23 protein-coding genes and 1 tRNA gene are annotated in these 22,232 nt (G+C 46.1%); 8 read left to right on the forward strand and 16 right to left on the reverse strand.

What is annotated here, in order from left to right:
* Positions 1 to 25: 25 nt before the first annotated feature.
* From E4N65_RS09330 to smpB, 6 genes are all read right to left on the reverse strand, one after another.
* The gene (locus tag E4N65_RS09330; RefSeq protein WP_253672949.1) at positions 26 to 664 is read right to left on the reverse strand and encodes a hypothetical protein; all 639 of its coding nucleotides are present in this window, start codon (positions 662 to 664) and stop codon (positions 26 to 28) included.
* Positions 665 to 744: 80 nt separating this feature from the next.
* Complete coding sequence (locus E4N65_RS09335) at positions 745 to 1,419, reverse strand: DUF2259 domain-containing protein (RefSeq protein ID WP_253672950.1); 675 nt, start codon at positions 1,417 to 1,419, stop codon at positions 745 to 747.
* Between the two features lie 134 nt (positions 1,420 to 1,553).
* A complete protein-coding gene (locus tag E4N65_RS09340; protein WP_253672951.1) occupies positions 1,554 to 2,306 on the reverse strand; it encodes a lysophospholipid acyltransferase family protein in 753 nt (250 codons plus the stop codon).
* Positions 2,307 to 2,316: 10 nt separating this feature from the next.
* Positions 2,317 to 4,446 (reverse strand): ATP-dependent DNA helicase, encoded by a 2,130-nt coding sequence (locus E4N65_RS09345; RefSeq protein ID WP_253672952.1) that lies wholly within the window; start codon positions 4,444 to 4,446, stop codon positions 2,317 to 2,319.
* A gap of 6 nt (positions 4,447 to 4,452) precedes the next feature.
* Positions 4,453 to 5,304: a TP0183 family DNA metabolism protein gene (locus E4N65_RS09350; protein WP_253672953.1), complete on the reverse strand. Its 852-nt coding sequence runs from the start codon at positions 5,302 to 5,304 to the stop codon at positions 4,453 to 4,455.
* A gap of 8 nt (positions 5,305 to 5,312) precedes the next feature.
* Entirely contained in the window at positions 5,313 to 5,777 is a 465-nt protein-coding gene (smpB, locus tag E4N65_RS09355; RefSeq protein ID WP_016519060.1) for an SsrA-binding protein SmpB, read from the reverse strand.
* A 122-nt stretch (positions 5,778 to 5,899) separates the two neighbouring features.
* Between smpB and lepB the strand changes: the two genes are divergently transcribed.
* From lepB to E4N65_RS09390, 7 genes are all read left to right on the forward strand, one after another.
* Positions 5,900 to 6,613 (forward strand): signal peptidase I, encoded by a 714-nt coding sequence (gene lepB, locus E4N65_RS09360; RefSeq protein WP_253672955.1) that lies wholly within the window; start codon positions 5,900 to 5,902, stop codon positions 6,611 to 6,613.
* 15 nt (positions 6,614 to 6,628) lie between these two features.
* On the forward strand, positions 6,629 to 7,825 hold the full coding sequence (locus E4N65_RS09365) for a coproporphyrinogen-III oxidase family protein (protein WP_253672957.1): 1,197 nt from the start codon (positions 6,629 to 6,631) through the stop codon (positions 7,823 to 7,825).
* Between the two features lie 20 nt (positions 7,826 to 7,845).
* Entirely contained in the window at positions 7,846 to 8,208 is a 363-nt protein-coding gene (locus E4N65_RS09370) for a bactofilin family protein (RefSeq protein WP_044015119.1), read from the forward strand.
* Between the two features lie 13 nt (positions 8,209 to 8,221).
* Positions 8,222 to 8,860, forward strand: a complete 639-nt coding sequence (locus tag E4N65_RS09375; protein ID WP_253672959.1) for a tetratricopeptide repeat protein — start codon at positions 8,222 to 8,224, stop codon at positions 8,858 to 8,860.
* 56 nt (positions 8,861 to 8,916) lie between these two features.
* A complete protein-coding gene (gene mtaB / locus E4N65_RS09380) occupies positions 8,917 to 10,449 on the forward strand; it encodes a tRNA (N(6)-L-threonylcarbamoyladenosine(37)-C(2))-methylthiotransferase MtaB (protein WP_253672961.1) in 1,533 nt (510 codons plus the stop codon).
* Between the two features lie 292 nt (positions 10,450 to 10,741).
* Positions 10,742 to 10,945 (forward strand): hypothetical protein, encoded by a 204-nt coding sequence (locus E4N65_RS09385; protein ID WP_253672963.1) that lies wholly within the window; start codon positions 10,742 to 10,744, stop codon positions 10,943 to 10,945.
* On the forward strand, positions 10,942 to 11,319 hold the full coding sequence (locus E4N65_RS09390) for a type II toxin-antitoxin system death-on-curing family toxin (RefSeq protein WP_253672965.1): 378 nt from the start codon (positions 10,942 to 10,944) through the stop codon (positions 11,317 to 11,319). The genes E4N65_RS09385 and E4N65_RS09390 overlap by 4 nt, the downstream gene beginning before the upstream one ends.
* A 63-nt stretch (positions 11,320 to 11,382) precedes the next feature.
* Here the strand turns inward: E4N65_RS09390 and E4N65_RS09395 are convergent, their stop codons facing one another.
* The 10 genes from E4N65_RS09395 to E4N65_RS09440 all read right to left on the reverse strand — a co-directional run bounded on the left by E4N65_RS09395 (position 11,383) and on the right by E4N65_RS09440 (position 21,053).
* Positions 11,383 to 12,225, reverse strand: coding sequence for an AraC family transcriptional regulator (locus E4N65_RS09395; protein ID WP_253672966.1), 843 nt, complete (start codon positions 12,223 to 12,225; stop codon positions 11,383 to 11,385).
* Positions 12,226 to 12,491: 266 nt separating this feature from the next.
* Positions 12,492 to 12,986, reverse strand: a complete 495-nt coding sequence (gene xdhC / locus E4N65_RS09400) for a xanthine dehydrogenase subunit XdhC (RefSeq protein ID WP_253672967.1) — start codon at positions 12,984 to 12,986, stop codon at positions 12,492 to 12,494.
* Positions 12,987 to 12,988: 2 nt separating this feature from the next.
* Positions 12,989 to 13,870, reverse strand: coding sequence for a xanthine dehydrogenase subunit XdhB (xdhB, locus tag E4N65_RS09405; RefSeq protein ID WP_253672968.1), 882 nt, complete (start codon positions 13,868 to 13,870; stop codon positions 12,989 to 12,991).
* A 1-nt stretch (position 13,871) separates the two neighbouring features.
* Positions 13,872 to 16,169: a xanthine dehydrogenase subunit XdhA gene (gene xdhA / locus E4N65_RS09410; protein ID WP_253672969.1), complete on the reverse strand. Its 2,298-nt coding sequence runs from the start codon at positions 16,167 to 16,169 to the stop codon at positions 13,872 to 13,874.
* Positions 16,170 to 16,179: 10 nt separating this feature from the next.
* Positions 16,180 to 17,937 (reverse strand): adenine deaminase, encoded by a 1,758-nt coding sequence (gene ade / locus E4N65_RS09415; RefSeq protein ID WP_253672970.1) that lies wholly within the window; start codon positions 17,935 to 17,937, stop codon positions 16,180 to 16,182.
* Positions 17,938 to 17,939: 2 nt separating this feature from the next.
* Positions 17,940 to 19,223, reverse strand: a complete 1,284-nt coding sequence (locus tag E4N65_RS09420; protein ID WP_253672971.1) for an amidohydrolase family protein — start codon at positions 19,221 to 19,223, stop codon at positions 17,940 to 17,942.
* Positions 19,224 to 19,358: 135 nt separating this feature from the next.
* Positions 19,359 to 19,431 (reverse strand) — tRNA-Thr (locus E4N65_RS09425).
* 126 nt (positions 19,432 to 19,557) lie between these two features.
* Positions 19,558 to 20,052, reverse strand: a complete 495-nt coding sequence (fic, locus tag E4N65_RS09430) for a protein adenylyltransferase Fic (protein WP_371921814.1) — start codon at positions 20,050 to 20,052, stop codon at positions 19,558 to 19,560.
* Positions 19,964 to 20,389: a hypothetical protein gene (locus E4N65_RS12255; protein WP_371921815.1), complete on the reverse strand. Its 426-nt coding sequence runs from the start codon at positions 20,387 to 20,389 to the stop codon at positions 19,964 to 19,966. The genes fic and E4N65_RS12255 overlap by 89 nt, the downstream gene beginning before the upstream one ends.
* Positions 20,390 to 20,540: 151 nt before the next feature.
* Positions 20,541 to 21,053, reverse strand: a complete 513-nt coding sequence (locus E4N65_RS09440; RefSeq protein WP_253672972.1) for a hypothetical protein — start codon at positions 21,051 to 21,053, stop codon at positions 20,541 to 20,543.
* A 406-nt stretch (positions 21,054 to 21,459) separates the two neighbouring features.
* Here E4N65_RS09440 and E4N65_RS09445 point away from each other — a divergent pair, with 406 nt between their 5' ends.
* Positions 21,460 to 22,215 (forward strand): SIMPL domain-containing protein, encoded by a 756-nt coding sequence (locus E4N65_RS09445; RefSeq protein WP_253672974.1) that lies wholly within the window; start codon positions 21,460 to 21,462, stop codon positions 22,213 to 22,215.
* Positions 22,216 to 22,232: the final 17 nt, after the last annotated feature.

Below are 22,232 nucleotides of genomic sequence, written 5' to 3' on the forward strand. Positions count from 1 at the left end.
TTAAAGAATGCTTACAGGAAGAAGCCTATTTGCCAAATAATCCACGCTGTCCTGCTTTAATCCATTTGCCGGGCATACGCGACAACGCAGGCTGGTTTATTTGTGCAGCCAGCCATTCGGTATAAAGCGCATTATCTTCTCCCTCAAGGCGAACAAGCATTGTTTGCAAAAGAGCATTTTCTTCCTGTGCAAGTGTTGCTACACTTGCCTCCGCCATCCTGACAAATGCCCCGGACGCAGCGGCAACCGGTATATTCCCGCATGAAGGAGAGACATCTCGATGTACAAATATTAATTTCCCCGATTTTTTATGAATAAAATACCGCATAAAAGTGTAGGCCAACTGTATATTTGCAGTAATCAATTCGGTAACGATCTTGTCGGCATGCAATACACCGGTATTGGAATATAATTCGGTATATGCCGGTGCATCAAAGATCAGCAGTGCAGTTTCAATATTTAACTGTAACGTTTTAAATTGGAGCGGTAAAGATTGAAGCGAAAATACGGATTGGCGGTTCCATAATAACACAGGACCTATCGCATTCTCCGTTTTTTTATCTTTTGTTCGTTCGGCATCGGAAATAACGATTACACGCTGCCCCTGTACCCGTAAAAAATCAGCTAAGCTTAACGAAAAATTTAAGCGATCGTCTGTTATCATTATATCAGTACTCATAGCTACCAGTATATACCGAATAAATAAAAATTAAAATAGCGGAACCGCCTTTTTACCCGCACCCTCTATTCGATTAAGGTTGCCTCCACCATATAGCGGAAAGAATCACCTTCAGCAGAATATTCTTTTTTTTCAATAATAAAAATGAGAGACCGGGAGGTGTCATCCATCAATATCTTCTTAACAGCATAATTTTTAACACCGCTTCTGACATAATCGGGACGGCCAACCTCTTTTTTTACCTTAGTTCCGTTCGGTTTTGTTTTTTCTACCGTTAAATAAAATGAGCTTTCTGTTTTTGATTTTTGCGTTGTATTCAGCACAACCGTATATTCATCACTTGTTTGGAAGTCGCGGAAAAATAGAGTCTGATTCCCTTCCGTCGATTCTGTCTGCGCATAAAGAACCCGTCCCTGCCGGATTTCGGAAATACCCCATTTACTCAAGGAAACTTGCGCTCTATTCTGTAATGCAAGAAAAGTCGCTTTACTCTCTTTGCCTTCCGTTTGCTTTGAGGGAGATGTCCTGAAAATACCGTTAGGGAGAAAGGTATTGGCACCTACATCGACAGCATAAATTTCAGCATACGCACGGTAGGTCTTATCCTGTAAACCGTGCTGACCGAATGCAAACTTTGTTCCATCAGCTGAAAAACCTAAATTAACAAAGTTTGCAATATCTCCTGCATAAACGGCAGCAGAAAAGACTGCCATGATCATTATCATATAAAGTTTCCGCATAACAACTCCTGTGCATGAAGAATCCGTAAATTACGTTTCTATACCTTTATCGGAATATAAAATGCAAACTTTAAAGAGGGAAAGCCAAAACAGGGAACCTCTAAAAAATTCGTTCTTTCAGTGTTAATTATGCATTACCTACTCTGATTTCGCCAGACTTTAAGCTGCTCCTGTATCAACTCTTTACTTTCTTCCAAAACTTTCAGCTGGGCTTCCTTTGTAGTAGGCGTCGGATATATTTTTAAGATTTTAACGCGATACGAACCGCCGCGCAGGTTGGTTGCAAGCCGTGTTATCGAAGAGATATTCCATCCGCCGTCAACGGCAGCAACAACCACCGGCATCGGCGCCTTGGATAAAAACCGCCGGAATCCCGCCGAATGAAAGGTTCCGACTGTACCATCCTTCGAGCGGGTTCCTTCCGGAAATAAAATCGGTATCCAATTGTTGCGCACCACCCGTTGTGCAAATGAATCCATTGCCTGCATCGCTTGGCTGGGACTACCGGTACGCCGTACCAGACAATGCTCGTCGCTTTTCAGCATAACGGAAACCAATGGGACATGGTCTGCAAGTTCTTTCTTTGCGACAAAGCGAACCCGCTTTCCGCCGAGGTAATTCATATACACGACAATATCCAATAAGCTCTGGTGGTTGGAAATCAGTAAATACTGTTCTGGCAGCTGCGGCACAAGAGCATAGTCGCCCTTAAAGCGGAAGTTTAGATAAGTAGAAAAAATTGAAAAAATACGGTGAGCGACAACGGTTGAAATATGCGCATTGATTTTTTTACACCACGGCCGATATACGGCATAAGCAATACGGTTTAATAACGCCCATCCTGCTATTGTGTTGATACAGCATACTATGCAAAAAATTCCAAGCATGGGAACTCCGTCAATACAAAAAATTTTCAATAGTATATACTATTTCTTGCAAAGATGCAAAGCATTGTTTTGTCGGAGGGATACTATCGATAAAGATTCTCCCGTACTGTTTAACGAGTGCACGTTTATCAAGCAGCGTTACAATACCGCGGTCGGTCTGTGAGCGCATCAGGCGGCCGAACCCTTGCCGGAATTGCACGACTGCTTCGGGGACGCTTAACTGCATAAACGAGCTGCCGCCTCTTTTTTCGATAGCATCCGCACGGGCGCGGAAAAGAGGTGCACTCGGCACGGCAAAGGGCAGTTTTACCAAAATGACATGGCTAAGCGCCTCTCCCGGTACGTCGATGCCTGCCCAAAATGAGGCCGTTGCGAATAAGCTGCTGTCGATATGCTCTTTAAAGGTTTGCAACAGGCGGCTACGGTCGTCCTCTCCCTGCTGCAATAGCTCCATGTTAGGCAGTTCCTTGCGGGCGTATGCGCACGTTTGTTTTAACGACTCATAAGAGGTAAACAGGACAAGCGTTTTTCCTCCGGTCATTTCAATCAATTTGGTAACGGCGGTATTCACGAATTGCTGAAACTGCTCATCATCAGGGGCAGGTGCATCCGTCGGGATATTCAAAAGAACGTTTTTATCGTACGGGAAAGGCGATTCAAAGGTACCGGTGCGCACCGGTTTGTCGGAAAAAGGATGCAGACCGACCCTGCCCAGCCAATACGAAAAGCTCGTGCCGATTTTCAGCGTTGCGGAAAGCGCAATGACGGTATCGAAGGGCGTGAACACCGCCTGCCTCAACAAACCCGACATATCCACCGGCGTCTGATTAAAGTAGGGAACCTCCCCCGCGGGGCTTTGGTATTTTTCTATCCAAAAGACGTAATCGGGCAATTCCTTCCAGCGGAAAAAGTTTTCGAGGGTTTCGGAAATATCTTGCAGCCGGTGCAGCGCGAGTGAACCTTCCCGCACCGCCTCTTCATACGGGGAGCCTTCGTCCGGTTCGGCATTGGTAATCAGCACCGCGAGCTTGAGGTTGAGGATATTCAGCTCGGCGTAAAAATCCTTGCATGCGGCAAGCAGCGCCGCCGTCTTCGATGCCGGTACCTGTGTAAAACTGAGGCTACTTACAGTGCCGCAAAACGAAAGAGCCCGCGCCTCCAATATGGAGTAAGCCGTTTGCGTTTTTGCAAGCGCACCGATGATCGCCGGCATCAGTTCGGCTTTAGTCGAAACCGCGGTGATTTTTTCGATACAGCCCGCGGCTTTTCCTTTTTTAGTCCGAGAAAGCGTTGTAATACAGCGGGTTAAATCATAGCGGGAAAAGGTACGGGAAAAAAATCCGCTTGCCGCCTCTTCAATCGTATGCGCTTCGTCAAAGATGATTGCATTAAAGGACGGCAGAACGGCAGTTGAGGCATACCCTGCCCCTTCTTTCCTGCTGGCAAGATCGGCAAAGAGCAGATGGTGATTAACAATTAAAAGCGCCGCCTTTTCCGCCTTTTTGCGCAGCTTCATCACAAAGCAGTCGGTATAAAAAGGACAACGCTGCCCAAGACAGTTATCCGATTCGGAGCAAATCTTTGACCATAGCCCTGCGGCGGGCATAAACGGGAGTTCGGATCGTGCGCCGTCTTTGCTTGTTTGCGCCCATTTTTGGATAGCAGCCAGCTCTTCCGCTTCCTGACTAAAGAGATCAGGTTCCTGTATTGTCTGCATAAGCCGTCGCAAACAAAGGTAATTCTGCCGTCCTTTAATAAGCACCGCCTGAGGCTGTTCCGATTGCTCGCCGCATACGCCGAGTATTTTTAAGGCGTCGGGAACATCCTTATCGATGAGCTGATGTTGTAAATTGATGGTACCGGTGGAGATGACAATACGGACTTTATTAGCAAGCGCCCATTCAAAGGCAGGCAGCAAGTATGCCAAACTCTTGCCGACACCGGTTCCCGCTTCAAAAACGCCGATTGTACTGTCGTTAAAACAATGGGTTATTGCGCGGGTAAGGTCGAGCTGGGGTGGACGTTCTTCATAGTGATCAAAAAAGGAAGCAAAGCTGCCGGTTTCCTCAAGATATCCGGCTATTGTATCGGCATTAAGGCGGCGGTATACTCGCTCCTCCGCTTCATCTTCGTAGTGCATGGGAGCTTAATCACGCAGCCATTCAACTGCCGCAGTACCGTAGTTCACACTGATAATGGCCGTTTCATTATATTGTATCTGCGCATCGACCTTTGTGCCTGAAAGAATTTTTTTATCGGGGGATACCAAAAAACGCCATTGGGGAGGATTGGTTTTTTGCACTGCCTGACGGGCAATTTCATCGGGTAAATTGAGGAACTGGCGGGGCTGCAAACTGCCTTTTTGAGTTACCAGCAGGTATCCGTTATCTATTTTTAAATCGAGCGAAACAGACACGCCGCTTGAAAACACCGCCATACCGCGGCCGCCGCGTAATATCATCACACGGTCAAGACCGGGTTCTCCTTTCCATGAACCGGCAAGCGAATCAACGGTCTCGATGTATCCGAATTCCGTGTCTTGTTCATTTTGCGGCATCGAAATTGCAAGGCTGTCCAAGGGTACCGAAAAATCAAAGAGATTGAACACCAACAGCCGTGAATCAAGCAGGATTTTATTGATATTACCGTATACTTTCGAAATGATACGGGTAAATTGATCTTTTCGTCCCTTCAACACGAGCTCAAGCTTGATTCCTTCAGGAACTTCTTCCAATACCCCGAAGAAAATATATTCAATAGCCGGATTTTTAGGAAAATCAACCGGTACGGACTCATTACGCACATCGAAGATAGTATATGTTTTAAGTTCTTTAATAAAAGAAAAGACAAGATTATCGACCGTCTGAGCCGTTTGCTCAGGCATTTCAGGCGCTTGTAATTGATACACTGCAACACCCGGCAGCGCAGAAAGCGCCGGCGGCAGACTGATGAGCAACAGGAGGGCTATGTATAGAGTTTTTTTTCTTCCGTGTTTCATGCTTGTCATCACCTGTTTTTTAGGTGCAGTTCCCGTTGCATATCCCGCTTAATATCCCGCTCCTTTATGTCTGCCCGTTTATCAAACTGCTTTTTACCCTTACAGATGCCGAGCATGACCTTAATCCGTCCCCGCTTTAAGTAAAACTCAAGAGGAATAAGCGTATAGCCCTTTTCCTCCGTTTTTCGGGTTAATCGTTTAATTTCATCTTTATGCAGCAGCAGTTTCTTAGGACGGTCGGGATCATGGTTAAAGATTGAAGAATACACATATTCCGAAATATGAAAATTTTTCAACCACACCTCATTCCGTATAATTTCGGCAAACGAATCGGGGAATGAAATACGCCCGTCCCTTACCGATTTTATTTCGGTACCTTGCAGCGCAATCCCGCATTCTATTGTTTCTTCGATAGAATAGTCAAAATGCGCTTTTTTATTCTTTGCAATAATTTTTATCGGCTCTCCGTCCATTAAACTCATTATATTCATCTTAAAATACTTGTCAACGTAGAGACAAAATGGTACTGTAGTTACAAAAGATATTCCGATATCATTATTCAAATACATGGCATCACCGGTAGAATAGGTTTTTTATGTTTTTTCAACGGTACAAATTTACTTCATATACTGAACGGCGGGAAAAGCGGTTTAAAATTATCCGTATCGCTTTTATTGTTTTCTTACTTTTTATACTGTATCAGCTTATCAACTCGTATATTATCGCCGCGTACCGAATTCAAGCGGATACAATGCAGCCGACTTTTTCCTCCGGGGATATGATTATTACCGCTCCTTTTTATTCCTCCCAAAAAGATATTGAACGAGGAACCCTCGTAACGGTCGAACCGATTGAACGCCCTCATCAAAATTTTTTTGAAAAAACGGTACAAAAAATCGTTGCCTTTTTTACCTTCCAGCTGGTCAATCCCTTTGCAGCTAATCAGCCGTCGCAAGCAAAACCTTTTATCCGACGCGTTGTCGGCATCCCCGGCGATACAATATATATGGAAGATTTTGTACTGCATATTAAAACAAAGAACGGCGGACATTTCTTAACCGAGTTTGAAGTAACGGAAAACGACTATAACGTCAAAAGCGAAAATCTACCGGAGAACTGGGATACGTCACTGCCGTTCTCAGGCGCTTATCCCGAAATTACGCTCAAGGAAGGGGAATACTTTGTATTGTGCGACAACCGAATTGCCTCAAGCGATTCCCGCCTCTGGGGACCGTTACAGGCGGCAACACAGATTAAGGGACGCATCCTAATGCGGTATTGGCCGTTTTCCCGTATCGCTTTTTTTTAAGCCGAAACCGTACCCGTGAAGCCTGCCGGTCTTTACATTCATATTCCATTCTGCACACAAAAATGCTGCTATTGCGATTTTTACTCGATAACGCAAAAGGCGGGCTTTGCCCCTTATCATCCCAATCCTCAATTTATCGAGCGGCTCCTGCACGATGTCCGTTTTTTTAAAGAGCGCTATGCTATTGAAGCATGGAAAACCGTCTATATCGGCGGCGGCACGCCTTCGCTGCTGCACCCTGATGATATTAGCACCCTCGCGGCCGGTATCCGTAAAGAGCAACATCTGCCGGTTCAAGAATTTACGATAGAAGCAAATCCCGAAGATATTCACCCCGAATGGCTTGCAGCTTGCAGCGAAGGCGGCATCAACCGGCTTTCCATCGGCGTACAGACTTTTGATAACGATGTATTGGCCGTAAACGGACGCCGCGGCTCAAAAGAAAAAACGATAACAGCGTTGAATACGATAAAAAGCCGATGGCACGGCGAACTTTCCTGTGATTTAATTGCGGGATTGACCGGACAGACCGCGGCGAGCCTTTCCGGCGATGTGCGACGGCTAATAGACTACCGCATCGATCACCTCTCCCTCTACGGGCTGTGCAGCGAAGCACCGCTTCCGGAAGCCCGTGAAGATTTTATTTCCGACCTGTTACAGCAAAACATCGAACTTTTAGCCGAAAACGGATACATCCGGTATGAGGTGTCGAATTTTTCGTATCAGGATAAGCACCGTTCCCTTCATAACCAAATCTATTGGAATATGGAACCATACGCCGGCATCGGCCCGGCTGCATGCGGGACTCTGATACATGAAGATTCAGGCGGAAAATTTATCGCAGCGGAGCGTTTTGAAGGAAGCAAAGATATCGGCGAATGGATGACCGTAGCCGACCGAACCTCGGTATATCCGTGTGAGCATATCGACCGGAATATCTTTTTAGAAGAGGTTCTGCTGATGGGTTTCCGGCTTTCGGAAGGGATTAACCGGCCGGCATTTGCGCGGCGGTTCGGCACGGATATTACCGCCTTTATCGGCAATACCCTCAGCCTCTGGGAAAAACGCAGGCAGTGCCGCATCGAAGCCGATCGGGTCTCCCTTACGGAAGAAGGTCTGCTTTTTCTCAACCGCTTTTTAATCGATGCGCTGTCGGAACTGGATACAAAAGCACAATACCCTGCCGGAAAGCCTCTTGACCTCGACGGTTAATCATTGTTATTCTATGAGCTATGACAGAAGCGGATAAAATAGCGCTGATAGATTTGGATGAAGAAGATTACGATACGGTTTTAGCTGAGGATATCGTCTTTGACGGGATCATTAAGTTTGAAAAGCCCTTTATGATAAAGGGTGCCGTACAAGGAACCATTCAATCTTCAAGCGATTTAATGATCAGTGAATATGCAAAAGTAAAGGCAAAGATAAACGCAGACCGCGTTATTATTAAAGGCGAGGTCATCGGTAATGTTACCGCTACCACCTCCGTACATGTATTTGCCTCAGGGAAATTAACCGGCGATGTAACAGCTCCCGAAGTAATACTGGATAGCGGTTGTTTTTTCAGCGGAATTTGTACGATGAATCGGCACTAGAGGTTGTAAGAACGTGTTTGCTCTCTGCAAAAGATTTCCGGCAGGAATCGCATTAGGTTTTTTAACGCTCTTTTTTCCCTATTATATTTATGCACAAAAGGGTGATGATGCGCTGGTATTATATCGTGAAGGCCGCTATAAAGAATCCGCATCGGTGTGTTTAAACGAAATAGAACGGATGCCCCGCAATATCGACAGCTATGTTGTACTGACATGGGCGCTGCTTGCCGACGAGCGCTATCAGGAAGCGGCCGACTGGACAGTTAAAGGACGGGAAGTTTCGCAATATGATCCGCGGCTTATTGAAAGCCATGCGCAAGCGCTCTATCACCTTGGAAGGAATGAAGAGAGCCTGCATCTTTTTGAAGATTATATTGCCTATGCACCTAACGGTACGAAGGTGAGCGGGGTGTATTATCATATCGGAGAATTGTATTTGCGCATGGCAAAATACCGTCATGCCGATATAGCCTTTTCTACCGCTATCAGGTTGGAACCGCTCAATAGCGTGTGGTGGACGAGGCTTGCGTACTCGCGGGAACAGGCAAAGGAATACCGGGCAGCATTGGAGGCATATTCGTCTGCATTGCAGCTGAACAAAAATTCAACCGATGCTCAAAAAGGTTATGAACGCGTACTGCACCGCTTTTAATCCGCCGCAGCGCCCGCCCTTCTGCTTGACTCTTTGTGCAGGTTTTCTTCATTAATATGAATGTTCAATTATGTTCAATACGAATTGAAACGCTCGGATGCAGGCTTAATCAAACGGAGGCTGAGTCCTTTGCCGCGCTGTGTACCGATGCGGGGTTTTCCATCTATACCGGCCATGCCGATTATGCCGGCTACGCCGGTACAACGCCTGCCGACACTTCAACGATAACAGCCCCGGAAGCCGCGGCTCCCATCCGATTATCTTCCGCGCTGCCGCCCGAACAGACGGTTCTCTGTTTTGTGAATACATGCACGGTAACCGGCAAAGCAGAACAAAAGGCGCGCCGGCTAATCAGATTACTGGTGAAGACACACCCCCATGCCGTTATTCTGGTAACGGGCTGCTATGCTCAACTGGAAGCGGCGGAAATAGAAGCGCTGCACCCCCACATACTCGCCTTCCCCGGACAACAGAAAGATTTATTAACCGAAATACCGGCATACCTTGCAAAATTGGTAGCCGACAGCGCTTACTTTGATACAGCCTTTTTTCTAAGCGCAGTGCGCGCCTATCTTACCAACCTGACAACCAAGGCGCCGCAGCATACACAGAACAAACCGGTACAAAACTCATCAGTACAAAATATATCCATACACGGCAGACGGGAGAATCGGCTATTCGCACTCAGCTCCCCGCATTTTTTATTCCACTCACGCGCACTGCTGAAAATTCAGGACGGCTGTAACGATGCCTGTGCTTATTGCAGGATACGGCTTGCACGGGGTAAATCCGTGTCGCTGCCCGCCGCCGAAGTCCTCGAGCGGCTTCGCTGTATAGAAGAAACCGGTGCTCGTGAAGTAACGCTGACGGGCGTGAACCTATCGCAGTACCGGAGCGAAGCCGGAGACTTTGCCGATATACTCAAACTCATACTGGAAAACACTGAGATGCGTATCCGCATTTCGAGTCTTTATCCCGACAGGATAGATGAGGTGCTTGTCCCACTGCTGGCACATCCGCAGATTTGCCCCCACTTCCACCTTTCCGTACAATCGGGCAGCGATACCGTCCTTAAAGCGATGCACCGAGGCTACAGGAAAGCAACCATATATCAAGCCGTTTCTGAACTCCGCCGCGTAAAGAATAATCCGTTTATCGGTGCGGATATCATCGCCGGTTTCCCCGGTGAAACGGAAGCTGATTTTGAGGAAACCTACCGGATGTGCTGTGAACTTGAGTTTGCAGGAATACATGCCTTTCCCTTCTCTGCCCGCCCGGGAACAGAGGCGTGGAAAATGCAGCCAAAAGTACCTGAACGGATTGCAGGTCAACGGATGAAAAAGCTGAACGAACTTGCGGAAACGCAATCCGCATCATATTTACAGGCATGGGATGGAAAACTGATATGCGGGGTTGTCGAAGCGCCGCGCAACGGACAGCAAACCGTTATCACGGAAAATTATCTTTCCCTGCCTTTAATACGGGATCCTTTACAGAAGAATAATTTGCACGGCGGCGAATATATCCGTGTACGAGTGCAGGGAAAGAATGCCCTACTAACGGAAATCATCTCCGACCCGCACAGCTAACCGAACCGAAACAACTCACATCATTTTGATGGGTAATGGCACCGATGAGCATCTGTAAAAAACGAAGTTTCCGAACAGGTCTATTCTAATATTAATCGTTAGTATTCTACGAAAAAGTATAGGAAGCTCTACCCCAATCGGAATTTATTATACCCCAAACAGATATTGTTATATTTATCAATTAATTTGACAATAATCTCATCCTTCGAATCAGAGTACCAGGGGGTATGTTTATGAAAAGCTCTGTAAAAAAACAATCAATATATGTATAATACTACCCGGAGGCAGCAAAATGTTTGCAATAACTGGGATTATTCAGGGAAATACCATTCTTACGGATTATCCTTCGCTTGAATATTATAACGGTAGAAAAGTAATAATAACCGTTTTGGAAGATGACAAGCCATATCATACCGTTTCTGATGAAAAACTTTTTGCGATTTCCGATTCTCTCATCGATCAGAATAAGCAAGCGTATCAGGAATTAGCTAAATGATTTTCTTTGAGTATGAACAAGTAGTAAAAATCCACAGGTCTCTTATCGAAAAGACAGGCGGTATGGATGGTATACGTGACGCGCAGCTTTTGGATTCAGCATTGAAAACACCATTTCAAACTTTTAGCGGGAACAATCTTTATCCTGATATTTTAGACAAGGCTTCGCAGCTGTGCTACTCTTTGATTGAGAATCACCCTTTTATAGATGGAAACAAAAGAATCGGTGTACATTTAATGTTGCTTTTTCTAAAGTTGAATAATATTGAAGTAAATTATTCACAACAAGAATTGGTTGATTTTGGTTTAGACATTGCTTCGGGGAAAATGTCTAAAAATGACATAAAAGGATGGATTATTGAGCATAGAAAATAATCAGCCTCCCCCCGCAGCAGCAACCTCGTATGCAGGACTGCGGAGGAAGAGTAATTCACAGCCTTATGCCTTTACAATAGGCACCCATAGCTCCATCGTGTAATTCTTGCTGTACATATCTCCTTCCGAATATGCTTCAAAGTCGGGAGTACCGGCATGACAGTACCCTTGTTCGGGAAAGAAGGTTTCCATAACATACTTCCAGCCTTGGTGGATGCAGTTAGGAACGGAGCCTTTCAGCTGGACTACTGCGTATTCAGCTTCCGGGATGTGCATCACCGACAAGCCGAGTTCGGCCGCCTTTTGTGCGTCACGGCAATCATATGCCGCTGCATAAGTAAACGTTTTGCCGTCTTTTACCTCGGAACAGATGCCGAAGCTCCTACCGTTTCCGAGTTTTGCAAGTTCTTCGTGCGAAGCTTTTTCAAAAAGGCTGCCCCAGACTTTCGGAAAATCACTGGTTCGATCCGCATCGACTTGAATACCTGCAAGCGTAAATCCGCTCTTTTTTTCAATTTTGACTTCCATAGTTTGCCCTCCGTTGACGGTTAAAGATAATTTAATTGGAGCAAATGATTTAAATTCTTTTCCGTTCCGAACCGCGCTCGGACTGACGTCGTGGAATTTCTTAAACGCAGCTGCAAAAGAATCAGGCGATTCATAGCCGTACGCCAATGCTATGTCGATAATCTTAGCATCGGTATTGCGCAAATCGGCGGCGGCTCGGCTGAGCTTTCTAAAACGGAGATATTCATTTAAAGGATACCCGACCAATATCGAAAAGATTCTGCTGAATAGCGGATAGGAATAGCCGGAAATGCGCGCAATCTCCGCTTCATCACACCCTGTCTCAATAGTCCTTTCAATATAAGCCATCGCTCCGTTAAATGATTGAATGATATTCATCTTTTGCTCCAAAACCTACGGAGAGTATAATGCATATAAAAACAGCCGTCCCAATAGTTATTGTACAAAAAAAAGCGGCTGCGATGTGTCTTCTATATCATCATCAGCCGCAAAAACAAATACAGCGCACAGTAAAAAAGCTGTATAAAAAATAGACGTTTCATACAATGTTTTTCATAAGTTATTGGTATTCCAAAACTTATGAAAAACATCATCTCGGATAGGCTTACGATTTTTAGCGGCGCCCAATACTCAAGCCCCGAACCTTACGCTCCTGCCTTTTTCATTTGCTCAAGGTTTTGCTTCATCGCTTTTTCGACCGCGCGGAGGATGTTTTCGTAGCCGGTACAGCGGCACAAGTGCCCGGAGATAAGCTTACGCAGCTCTTCCCGCGTATACAGCCTTCCGCTTCCGACAATTTCCACCGCTGTCATAATAAGCCCGGGGGTACAGAAGCCGCACTGAACGGCAGCTTCATCGATAAAGGCCTGCTGCACCGGATTGAGTTCTCCGTTTTCGCCCTGTAGTCCTTCAACCGTCAAAATACTCTTGCCGTCCGCCCATACTGCAAGGTAAATGCAGCTGTCAACAGACACTCCGTCTACCAACACGGTACAGGCACCGCACTCCCCTACTTCACAGCCTTTTTTAACACTGGTCAACGCAAGCCTATTGCGAAGCGCGTCGGCAAGCGATTCCCGAACATCAACGGCAAGCTCGCACTGCTTCCCGTTTACCTTCACAGTAATAATTTTTAACATGCTTACACCTCCTGCCGCTCGACAGCTTTCCGTAAAGATCGCACCGCTATTTGCTTGGCGGTATTAATTCTGAACGCTTTTGACGCGCGCCACGAGTCACGGGGATTGATATCCGTGAGGAGCACTTCCTGCAAGCCTTCATATAACGCATCATTGATTTCTTTACCCGTTAAAAAAGCCTCGGTATTTTTACAGCGGAGCGGCACCGGAGCGGCAACGCCGAAGCACATACGCACCTCGTCGATTTTTAATGCGCCGTTTTCCCGTTTGGTTTTTACAAGGGAAGCGCAGCTCAAGTTCGCAATATCCATCGCATTACGCATCGCATACTTGATGTAATCGCCGGTAAAGCCTTCGTAGTCCTTCTTTTTAATGAGGAATGAGGTTACCAACTCGCCTTTTTGCAGCACCACCTTTCCGGCAGAGATGTAAAACTCCTGCACGGGAACCAACCGCACACCGTCCGGGCCGGTAATTTCGACAACCGAGTTATAGCACTGCTGGCTCGGAGCGGTGTCGGCACTCGTTACACCATTGGAGATATTCCCTCCTGCGGTTCCCATATTCCGTATCTGAGGCCCGCCTACCTGATCGGCCGCATAGCCGAGCATCGGTAAGTGCTTCTGCACGATGGGACTTTCGGTTAATTCGCTAAAGACCGTCAGCGGACGGATGCAGATCGTACCTTCCTCGTCTATACTCACGCCGCGCAATTCGGGGATGCCGAAAATAGACACGACATTCCGTCCGGCAAGTTTACCTTCCCGCATTTGAATCAGCACGTCGGTGCCGCCGGCAAGGATAACCGGGTTTTCGGTGCGGACTAAGGCGCTTACGGCATCGGAGATTGATGTCGCTTGATAAAAACTTTCCATATCGTACATATTAGATTACCTCCTTCAGCAGCCCGCTCTCGCTGAACGCTTCAAAAAGCCGCTGAGGATTAAGCGGCAGCTTGTTAATGGCAACGCCGGTGGCATGAAGCAGCGCATTGCGGATTGCCGGCGGCTGCGAAATAATCGGCGGCTCGCCCAAAGATTTATTCCCGAAGGGGCCGGTGGGATCGGCATTTTCGATAAACAGCTCGTGTAAGTCGGGAAGATCCATCGCTGTCGGCAGCTTATAGTCCAAAAGGTTCCCGTTCAGCAGCTTGCCTTTATTATCGTAAAGCATCTGTTCGGCAGTCGCAGCGCCGAGTCCCATTCCCATGCCGCCGTGTACCTGAGCCGCCGCAAGCTGTGGATTGATAAGCGTACCGCTGTCGTGCAGGTTCAAAATATTCAGTACCTTGATTTTGCCGACCGGTATATCAACCTCAATCTCAACAAAGGTTGCGCCGAACGAAAAGCAGTTATCGGTACAATGCGACGTTTCTTCCGCGCTGAGGTGATTGGATTCCTTCATACTGTAACAGCTTTCCATTGCGACCTCTTCCAAGGTGAGCCTCTCTTCACCGGTACTGCGGACGATAATTTTTTCATGCTGAAGATCAAGTTCATCGGCCTTCATATCGAGCATTCCCGCCGCATAGTCCAATATCTTCCGTTTAAGCGATTCGGCAGTTTTCTTAATTGCCTTGCCGCTGACATACGTTTGCCGTGAAGCATAAGCCGCGCTGTCGTACGGGCTGACATCGGTATCCTGTTCGGAAAAAATATAGACCTTATCCATTGGCAGCGAAAGCACCTCGGCAGCCATCTGGCAGAACACCGTATCGGCGCCCTGCCCTATTTCCGTCGCACCCATCTGAATTTGAATACTGCCGTCCTGATTGAGCATGATACGGGCAGCCGCAGTTTCGAGCGAGATGGGGTAAACGCCGGTTTTGTAGTTAAAGCAGGCAACTCCGACACCGCGGCGCACCGGCCCTGTCTGATTCGCATACTTTTTCCGCAGCTCATCCCAGTGGAACACCTCGCGGCCTTTCTGCAAGCATTGATAGAGCCCATCCGAGTTTGCTCTAATCTTTGTAACGGGATCTTCATACCCTTCCCGCATACAGTTCTTGAGCCGCAAATCGATAGGATCCATATTCAGTTTGAGCGCCATATCATCCATAAAAGATTCAAGGGCAAAATCCGCTTGCGGAATCCCATACGCGCGCATAGCCCCTGCGGTAATATGATTGGTAAACACGGAATACGCTTCGGAAATGATTCCCTTTTCCGCCGAATAGAGCTGCTTAAACTCGTTGGAGGCATTCGCGGTAATGGCGTGTCCGTGTGAAGCGTAACCGCCCTTTGTGGAATAGCAGAGCATTTTGCGCGAAATGAACCTGCCGTCGGATTTCCGCACCGTGGTCTTCATATGGAATTCCATCGCATGGCGCGTGCGGGTACACATAAAGGTTTCCTCACGCGAAACGGACAGCTGCACACAGCGGCCGCCTACGAGCGTACAAAGGTAAGCGTTCAGCGGTTCATACAGGATGTCCTGCTTATTGCCGAAGCCGCCGCCGATATACGGCTTGATAACCCGTATTTTTCCCCAGTCGATTCCGAGCGCCTGTCCGCACACGCGGCGACAGATATGAGGCAGCTGCGTGGAAGACACCACGATAATCTTTCCGCCCTTCATATAGGCATACGAGCCGGGATTTTCAATATGGCAGTGAGAAATCGGAGAGACCGCATAATCGCCTTCAAACATAACCGTATCGGGATCATCCGGCGTTTCTTCATACTCACCCACGCTAAACACCGTATGCTTCAGCACATTGCCCGGGAACGCTTCGTGTAAAACGGTCGCGTCGGGGGACATCGCTTGATGCACATCCAGAATAGGCGGATATTCTTCATATTCAACAGTGATGGCCTTTAACGCGCGCTCGGCGGCGACATTATCTTCCGCAATAACGGCAGCAATATCATCCCCGTAAAAGCGTACTCTTTTGTTGAGCAGCTTGCGGTCGGCAATATCCTGATGTGCCTCCTCGGTAGACCACGGGTGTCCCGCAGTCGGGAAACAAATATCCGGCACATCGAAACAGGTAACAATCTTAACCACGCCGGGGATTTTTTCCGCAGCGCTCGTATCGATTTTTTTTACCAGGCCGTTCGCAATGGTGCTGTGCAATACCTTTGCGACTAAAAAATCACTGTGAAAATAATCGTCAACATACTTTGCCCTGCCGGTTACCTTATCGTAAGCATCGACACGGGGCACCGCTTTTCCAACTATCATTTTTACCTCCCTATATAAATTGAAATTTTACTACATCAAACAAACCGGAATCCGTCAATTTTAATTCGGGGATAACCGGCAGCGCAAGGAACGACAAACCGATCAGCGGTTCAACTTCGGGGTATACGCCGACAGTATGCGCTTTCTCGGCTGCGTCGTGAATACAGTCGGCGAGCTGCACCGGTTCCATAGCACTCATCAAACCGGCAATCGGCAATGCAAACTTGCTGAGCACCGTGCCGTTTTGTACGACAGCCACGCCGCCTTTCATATCGATTACTTGTTCAACGGCACGGTGCATATCGGCCGCATTGGAACCGGCTACGATGATATTGTGCGAATCATGCCCGATACTCGACGCGATGGCTCCGTTCGACACTCCGTACCCGTGCAGCAAAGCGCGGCCGATATTGCCGGTGTTCTTGTGCCGCTCCAGCACCGCCAAATAGCAGAGCTTGCCGTCTTTAAGCATCTCAGCGCATTCCTGCCGCGGAAACACCAAATGCTTCGTAAAAAGCGTTCCCCGCTGCATTCCGATAACATGGAAATTATCGGAACCCGACGGCATAAAATGATCGGCAGTAAAGGCGCTCCGAGACACGGGAACAACATGCACGCTGTCGGTAATCCGTTGAATGGAGAACGAAGACGGTTCCTCTGCCGCCGCCGATTCCGTTTCTTGCGCCATCGGAACGGAAGAAACTTCAATACCGGCCTTATACACCGAATCGATTGAAAAGTCCGTTATATTATCAAATACGACAATATCCGCATAGTGTCGCGGAGCGATAGCCCCCCTGCCGCTCAAACCGTAGCACTGCGCCGCATGGAAGCTCGCCATACACAGCGCATCTTCCGGAGATAACCCGAGCGACACCGCTTTGCGTACATTATTGTTGATGTGTCCGTTCGCTAAAATATCGCTCATTTTTTTATCGTCGGTACAGAACGCAAAGCGGCTCGTATCGGTTTTATGCTCCAGCATACCGCGTACGATGGGTTCCAAATCCTGAGCGGAAGATCCTTCGCGTATCAGGATGTACATTCCCTGCTGCAATTTTTCAAATGCTTCATCGTAGGAAGCGCATTCGTGATCGGTACGGATACCGGCGGCACAGTATGCCTGTAAATCGCGGCCGCGCACGCACGGCGCATGACCGTCGCATATCTTTTTCTTTTCCCGAGCCGCGGATATCTTTTTCAATACGGCTTCATCCCCACAGATGACTGCAGGATAATTCATCATCTCGCCGAGGCCGAGTACGTTCGGCTCATCTAACAGTTTTTCTATATCGTACACGGTAATCGCGCCGCCGGTGTGTTCAAAATCGGTAGCGGGCACGCAGGAAGGAATCATAAAATAGATGGAAACAAGCGGCTGGTTCGTACCGGCAAACACCGCCTTCCGCGCATCCTCCAGCATATAGAGGATACCGTCAACACCCGCAACGTTGGCAATTTCGTGCGGGTCGGCAATAACGGCGGTAGTACCGCAGCGGAGCGCCTGCCGGGCAAAATTCCGCGGAGACGCCATCGTGGACTCAATATGCAGGTGCGCATCGATAAGCCCCGGACACACGAACTTGCCGGTTAAATCTTTTTCTACAACGCCTTCGTACTGTCCGACTCCGGCGATATACCCGTCCGCTATCGCAACATCCTGTTTAATAAACTCTTTGGTAAATACATTAAGCACAAAAGCGTTTTTTAACACCAGATCGGCTTTTACCCGCCCTGCCGCAATATCGATAAACCTTTTTTCATCCATAATTATATCTCCTCCCGTTTATCCCATACGCAACGGCCTTGTACGAATTTTGCAACCATGTTGTGCCATTCCGTTAAATAGAGCGCCCGTTCCAGCCGCTGCTCAACGGAAAAATCGGTACGTGCACTCAACTGCGTATCATCGATCACTACTGCGTCAAACCAGAAGTTTTTTTCAAAGCTGCCGGTATCGCCGAAGAAGGAACCGCCGCCTTTCGTTCCGAGGTATAAGGCCTCCGATACGGAAAGCGCACGTTCTCCTTCATAAAAATACCGCCGCATTTTTGACACTTGAAGCGCCGACATCATCGCTTTAAAAAGAGAGAGTTGAGAACCGGCAGCCACATCTGAGCCAAGCCCGATATGAACGCCCGCATCCAAAAGACGCGCAATCGGTGCAATGCCGCTGGTTAAATTGATATTTGATTCGGGACAATGCGCAATATACGTGCCGCGCCGAATCAGCAATTCTATTTCTGCGTCGGTAGGATGCACACAATGAGCGAGGATGGTTTTATCGGTTAAAAGACCGTAGCGTTCGTATACTTCGGCATAATTTTTGCATTCGGGATGAAGCTCCTTCACCCACGCGATTTCTTTTTTATTTTCCGAAAGATGACTCTGTATAGGCAAGTGCCGAGCTGCTGCCAGCTTGCCGAGATTATCCATTAAAGCGGGCGTACACGAAGGTACAAAGCGGGGCGTTATAATAGGAGCAACGGCATCATCATTTTTAAATGAATCAACAAAGGCTTGGGTCGCGGCAAAAGATGATTCCGCCGTTTCGCATAAGTAGTCGGGCGCATTCCGATCCATATTCACCTTGCCGACGAGGCACGGCATCTTCTTAGCTTTCAGCAAGTCTGCCAACACAAGATTACCGCTGTTATGAATGGTACCGAAGATTACCGCACGGCAGGACAGACTCGCTTCAAGGTCATCGGTAAAAAGCCGATAGCTCTGCAAAGCATAATCCGCATCCGCATATTTCGCTTCTTCGGGAAAGGTATAGGTATTCAGCCAATCGATGAGCTCAAGCTCCATCCCCATTCCGCGGAACGCATACTGCGGCGCATGAACGTGTAAGTCAACACAGGCGGGGACAATCAGCATACCGGAAAAATCAAAACAGGGAACACGTTCCCATTGACCTTCCGGCAATGCGGTAACAAAATCGATTATTCTTCCGTTTTCGCACAGCGCATACGCATTCGGATGCGCTACAAGACGGTCTTTTGTTACGGCTGATATAAAATCACCCTTAACGACAAACTGTGTCTGACTCATACTGCAATACCCTTGTACCAGTATAGCACGGTTCACCGCAAAAACAAGCAAAAAAACGCAAAAAACTAATTTTTTTTTAGGATGTCTCACAATATATAAGGATTAGTGAAGAAATTAAAAGGAAAAAGATAAAAAAGCCAACTCTCGGACTTGAACCGAGTACCTGCACGTTACGAGGGTGCTGCTCTGCCAGGTGAGCTAAGTTGGCAAATAAAACAAGCTGAGGCAAGTTTACCGAAAAAGGCTTCCTCAGACAAAGTTTGAACAGTATACGGAAAAAGAACCGTTACGTCAAGGAAAAAATTGTAAACAAACATTGAGAAAATGGTGCATATTACTCCGCTTCTTCATAATAATAGGAATAATCAATCCCTTTCATAAACATTTCACGGTCATTGATTTTGTCCGTCAGAGCATTTTGCAGCAAAACCTTTATTTTGCCTGAGTCGATTACGCTTTCCGCCATAGCTTCCAGATATTCTCTTTTATTGATTTTGCTCCAATCGATGCACTTTTTTAATGTACGCTTGAGGATTAAATCCAGCCATATCCTTGTTGTTCTCCCGTTACCTTCACGGAAAGGATGCGCGATATTCATCTCAACATATTTTTCTACGATCTGTTCAAACGTTGTGTCCGGCATTTTCTCTATTCCGGCAAGATTTTGTTCAAGGAACTCTGCTGCCGCAAACTGAAAACCGCCTTTTGAAATATTTACGGTTCTGATTTTACCGGCAAAATTATACAGTCCCCCCAAAAAGATAGGCATGAATCTGCTGTAATCCCTGTATCGTCCCAACTTCAATACTGTCCAGCAATGAACTTTCAAAAAGCGCGTATGCCTTTGTTTTACTTTTTGCATCTATTGTTTCTTCAGAATAGGTAAACCACTGGATAAACGGCATGGATTTATTGTTCGGAAAATTTTTTGCAAGCTCTATTACTTGATTGTAATCAATGACGTTTGATAACCGTTTTTTACCGTCAGGCGCGGTAAGTTTGAACTGGGTAGTGACACTACCCAGTTGATTATTTTCTTTTTTCAGTTTTGCTTTTAAGTATTTCCAGTAGTTACGGTTCTTTTCGTATTCATACTGTTCATTTAGAACACCGATGATATCAAGCACACTAAACCACCATTTGGACTGTTCCTTTACAGTGAGCATTTGGTACTTTTTTATAATTTTGTAATTTGCATTTGAAGTTTTAGATAATAAACAATATGCTCATACATATAAAGCTTTTTATTTAGAGTATCATTTACAATCTTTACAAATGGTAAACTAGCAATACTTAGCTGCAAAATATCAGATCCGACTATTTTTGAGCAGCAAAGTATGAGATAAACAAAGGAAGTAAAAAGGCTGTAATATATGAATACACTCCATTTTTTTTCTCGTTTTTCTCTTTCTGAATTCTATTTTCATAGTATTCAATTATGTTTGGATACATACTCATCGAAACACCATTTTTCGAGAGATTAAAAAGAAATTTTAAAAGAAATTCTTCTTCGTCTTTTTGTCCTTTCATATAAATAAAATTCTCAGTCCGATCTTTCTTCCGCAAATATTTAATAAAGAAAATAGTATACCCCATCAATACAATTTTAGACGCCATCTGCAAAATAAGATTAAATAATGGAGTGATTATTGTATTCAATTTCTTATCAGCTACTCTTACCAAAAAGAAAAGACACGCAAGAACCGCAAAAAATATCCACAATATTACAATTCTGCGCTTATCTTTTTTAGATCCATCTCTAAATGGTCTAAATCCAATATAAGATTTCTCTACAATTTCTAAAATTTTAAACCAATCTTTTGTAAACATATTTAATTTCTCCTAATTAATATAATGGGAACCTCTAAAAACCTCAGTTGTAAGGGGTACCTTAAATTTAATTTGCGATAACTTAACCCTCTCTGCCCATAAATGTACCGATAGCCGCTTATCAGCCCCCCTGTATTTGAGACTCTTGTAAACCGAATTTTTGATTATTTCAGCTACTTCTTATATCCGTTATAACTGTAACTGCGGTTATATTCCTTCATTCACCTTATATCGGGTCTTTCTGGCATAGTCTAACTTTATGTGATCATTCCTGCTACTTATGCGCTTTCTTAGAAACCATAATTGATTATACCACGGCTTTCTTCATTTATATAGTGGAAAGATTATGATATAATGCAACACATATCAGGCAGTCCTGATTCGATTATCTTAGTTAGGAGATCCTATGAACAAATACATCCGTTCAATTATTTTATCATTAATTACTGTTTGCACTGTACTGCTAAGTACAGCTTGTACTGAAAAAAACGTCGCGCAAGAACATTGCATCAGCGTCGTTGGAAAAGCAACCGTGTACGTTTCACCCGATCAAGCAATGATCTCTTTTTCAATTGTTTCGCAGGCAAATGACCTTACCGCAGCAAAACAGCGTCACGATACGGCGATGCAAAAAACGAATACACTATTCAACCAGTACGGCATCGAACAAAAAGACGTTACAGCGGAAAACCTTACCATTCATCCCCAATACTCTTACAATACCGATACGCCTAAATTCCTCTATTATGAAATTACTCAGAATATTTCAGCAGTGATTACAAACTTGGATAATTATGAACCGTTCTTAACGGATTTAGTGAATAACGGTATCGACCGGATTAACGATGTCCGATTTTCTACAAAAGACGTTAAAAAATACAAGGATGAGGCACGGCGCAATGCTGTAAAAGCTGCGGAAGAAAAAGCGCAGCTTCTATGCGAAGCGGCATCAAGCGGCAATCATAAACCTTCACTCGGTAAAATTATCCGCATTTCGGAAGCTCCCTCTTATTCCGATTGGAATGGAAACGGATACAATATCGCTGTGCAAAATCGAGTTGCATACGCACAGACAGCTGGAGATACTTCGGAGTTAGGCGGCGCTCCAATCGGAAAGATTCTCTTTGACGCGCAAATAGAGATGGTATTTGAGCTGAGGTAATTTTAAAATAGATAAAA

This window comes from Treponema sp. OMZ 855, assembly GCF_024181145.1.
Lineage (GTDB): Bacteria > Spirochaetota > Spirochaetia > Treponematales > Treponemataceae > Treponema.

Bases quoted from the DNA above. Each gene is read 5' to 3' on its own strand.
- E4N65_RS09330 (WP_253672949.1), bottom strand. From the start codon at position 664: ATGATAACAGACGATCGCTTAAATTTTTCGTTAAGCTTAGCTGATTTT.
- E4N65_RS09335 (WP_253672950.1), bottom strand. From the start codon at position 1,419: ATGCGGAAACTTTATATGATAATGATCATGGCAGTCTTTTCTGCTGCC.
- E4N65_RS09340 (WP_253672951.1), bottom strand. From the start codon at position 2,306: ATGCTTGGAATTTTTTGCATAGTATGCTGTATCAACACAATAGCAGGA.
- E4N65_RS09345 (WP_253672952.1), bottom strand. From the start codon at position 4,446: ATGCACTACGAAGATGAAGCGGAGGAGCGAGTATACCGCCGCCTTAAT.
- E4N65_RS09350 (WP_253672953.1), bottom strand. From the start codon at position 5,304: ATGAAACACGGAAGAAAAAAAACTCTATACATAGCCCTCCTGTTGCTC.
- smpB (WP_016519060.1), bottom strand. From the start codon at position 5,777: ATGGACGGAGAGCCGATAAAAATTATTGCAAAGAATAAAAAAGCGCAT.
- lepB (WP_253672955.1), top strand. From the start codon at position 5,900: ATGTTTTTTCAACGGTACAAATTTACTTCATATACTGAACGGCGGGAA.
- E4N65_RS09370 (WP_044015119.1), top strand. From the start codon at position 7,846: ATGACAGAAGCGGATAAAATAGCGCTGATAGATTTGGATGAAGAAGAT.
- mtaB (WP_253672961.1), top strand. From the start codon at position 8,917: ATGAATGTTCAATTATGTTCAATACGAATTGAAACGCTCGGATGCAGG.
- E4N65_RS09385 (WP_253672963.1), top strand. From the start codon at position 10,742: ATGTTTGCAATAACTGGGATTATTCAGGGAAATACCATTCTTACGGAT.
- E4N65_RS09390 (WP_253672965.1), top strand. From the start codon at position 10,942: ATGATTTTCTTTGAGTATGAACAAGTAGTAAAAATCCACAGGTCTCTT.
- E4N65_RS09395 (WP_253672966.1), bottom strand. From the start codon at position 12,225: ATGAATATCATTCAATCATTTAACGGAGCGATGGCTTATATTGAAAGG.
- xdhC (WP_253672967.1), bottom strand. From the start codon at position 12,986: ATGTTAAAAATTATTACTGTGAAGGTAAACGGGAAGCAGTGCGAGCTT.
- xdhB (WP_253672968.1), bottom strand. From the start codon at position 13,870: ATGTACGATATGGAAAGTTTTTATCAAGCGACATCAATCTCCGATGCC.
- xdhA (WP_253672969.1), bottom strand. From the start codon at position 16,169: ATGATAGTTGGAAAAGCGGTGCCCCGTGTCGATGCTTACGATAAGGTA.
- ade (WP_253672970.1), bottom strand. From the start codon at position 17,937: ATGGATGAAAAAAGGTTTATCGATATTGCGGCAGGGCGGGTAAAAGCC.
- E4N65_RS09420 (WP_253672971.1), bottom strand. From the start codon at position 19,223: ATGAGTCAGACACAGTTTGTCGTTAAGGGTGATTTTATATCAGCCGTA.
- E4N65_RS12255 (WP_371921815.1), bottom strand. From the start codon at position 20,389: ATGCTCACTGTAAAGGAACAGTCCAAATGGTGGTTTAGTGTGCTTGAT.
- E4N65_RS09440 (WP_253672972.1), bottom strand. From the start codon at position 21,053: ATGTTTACAAAAGATTGGTTTAAAATTTTAGAAATTGTAGAGAAATCT.
- E4N65_RS09445 (WP_253672974.1), top strand. From the start codon at position 21,460: ATGAACAAATACATCCGTTCAATTATTTTATCATTAATTACTGTTTGC.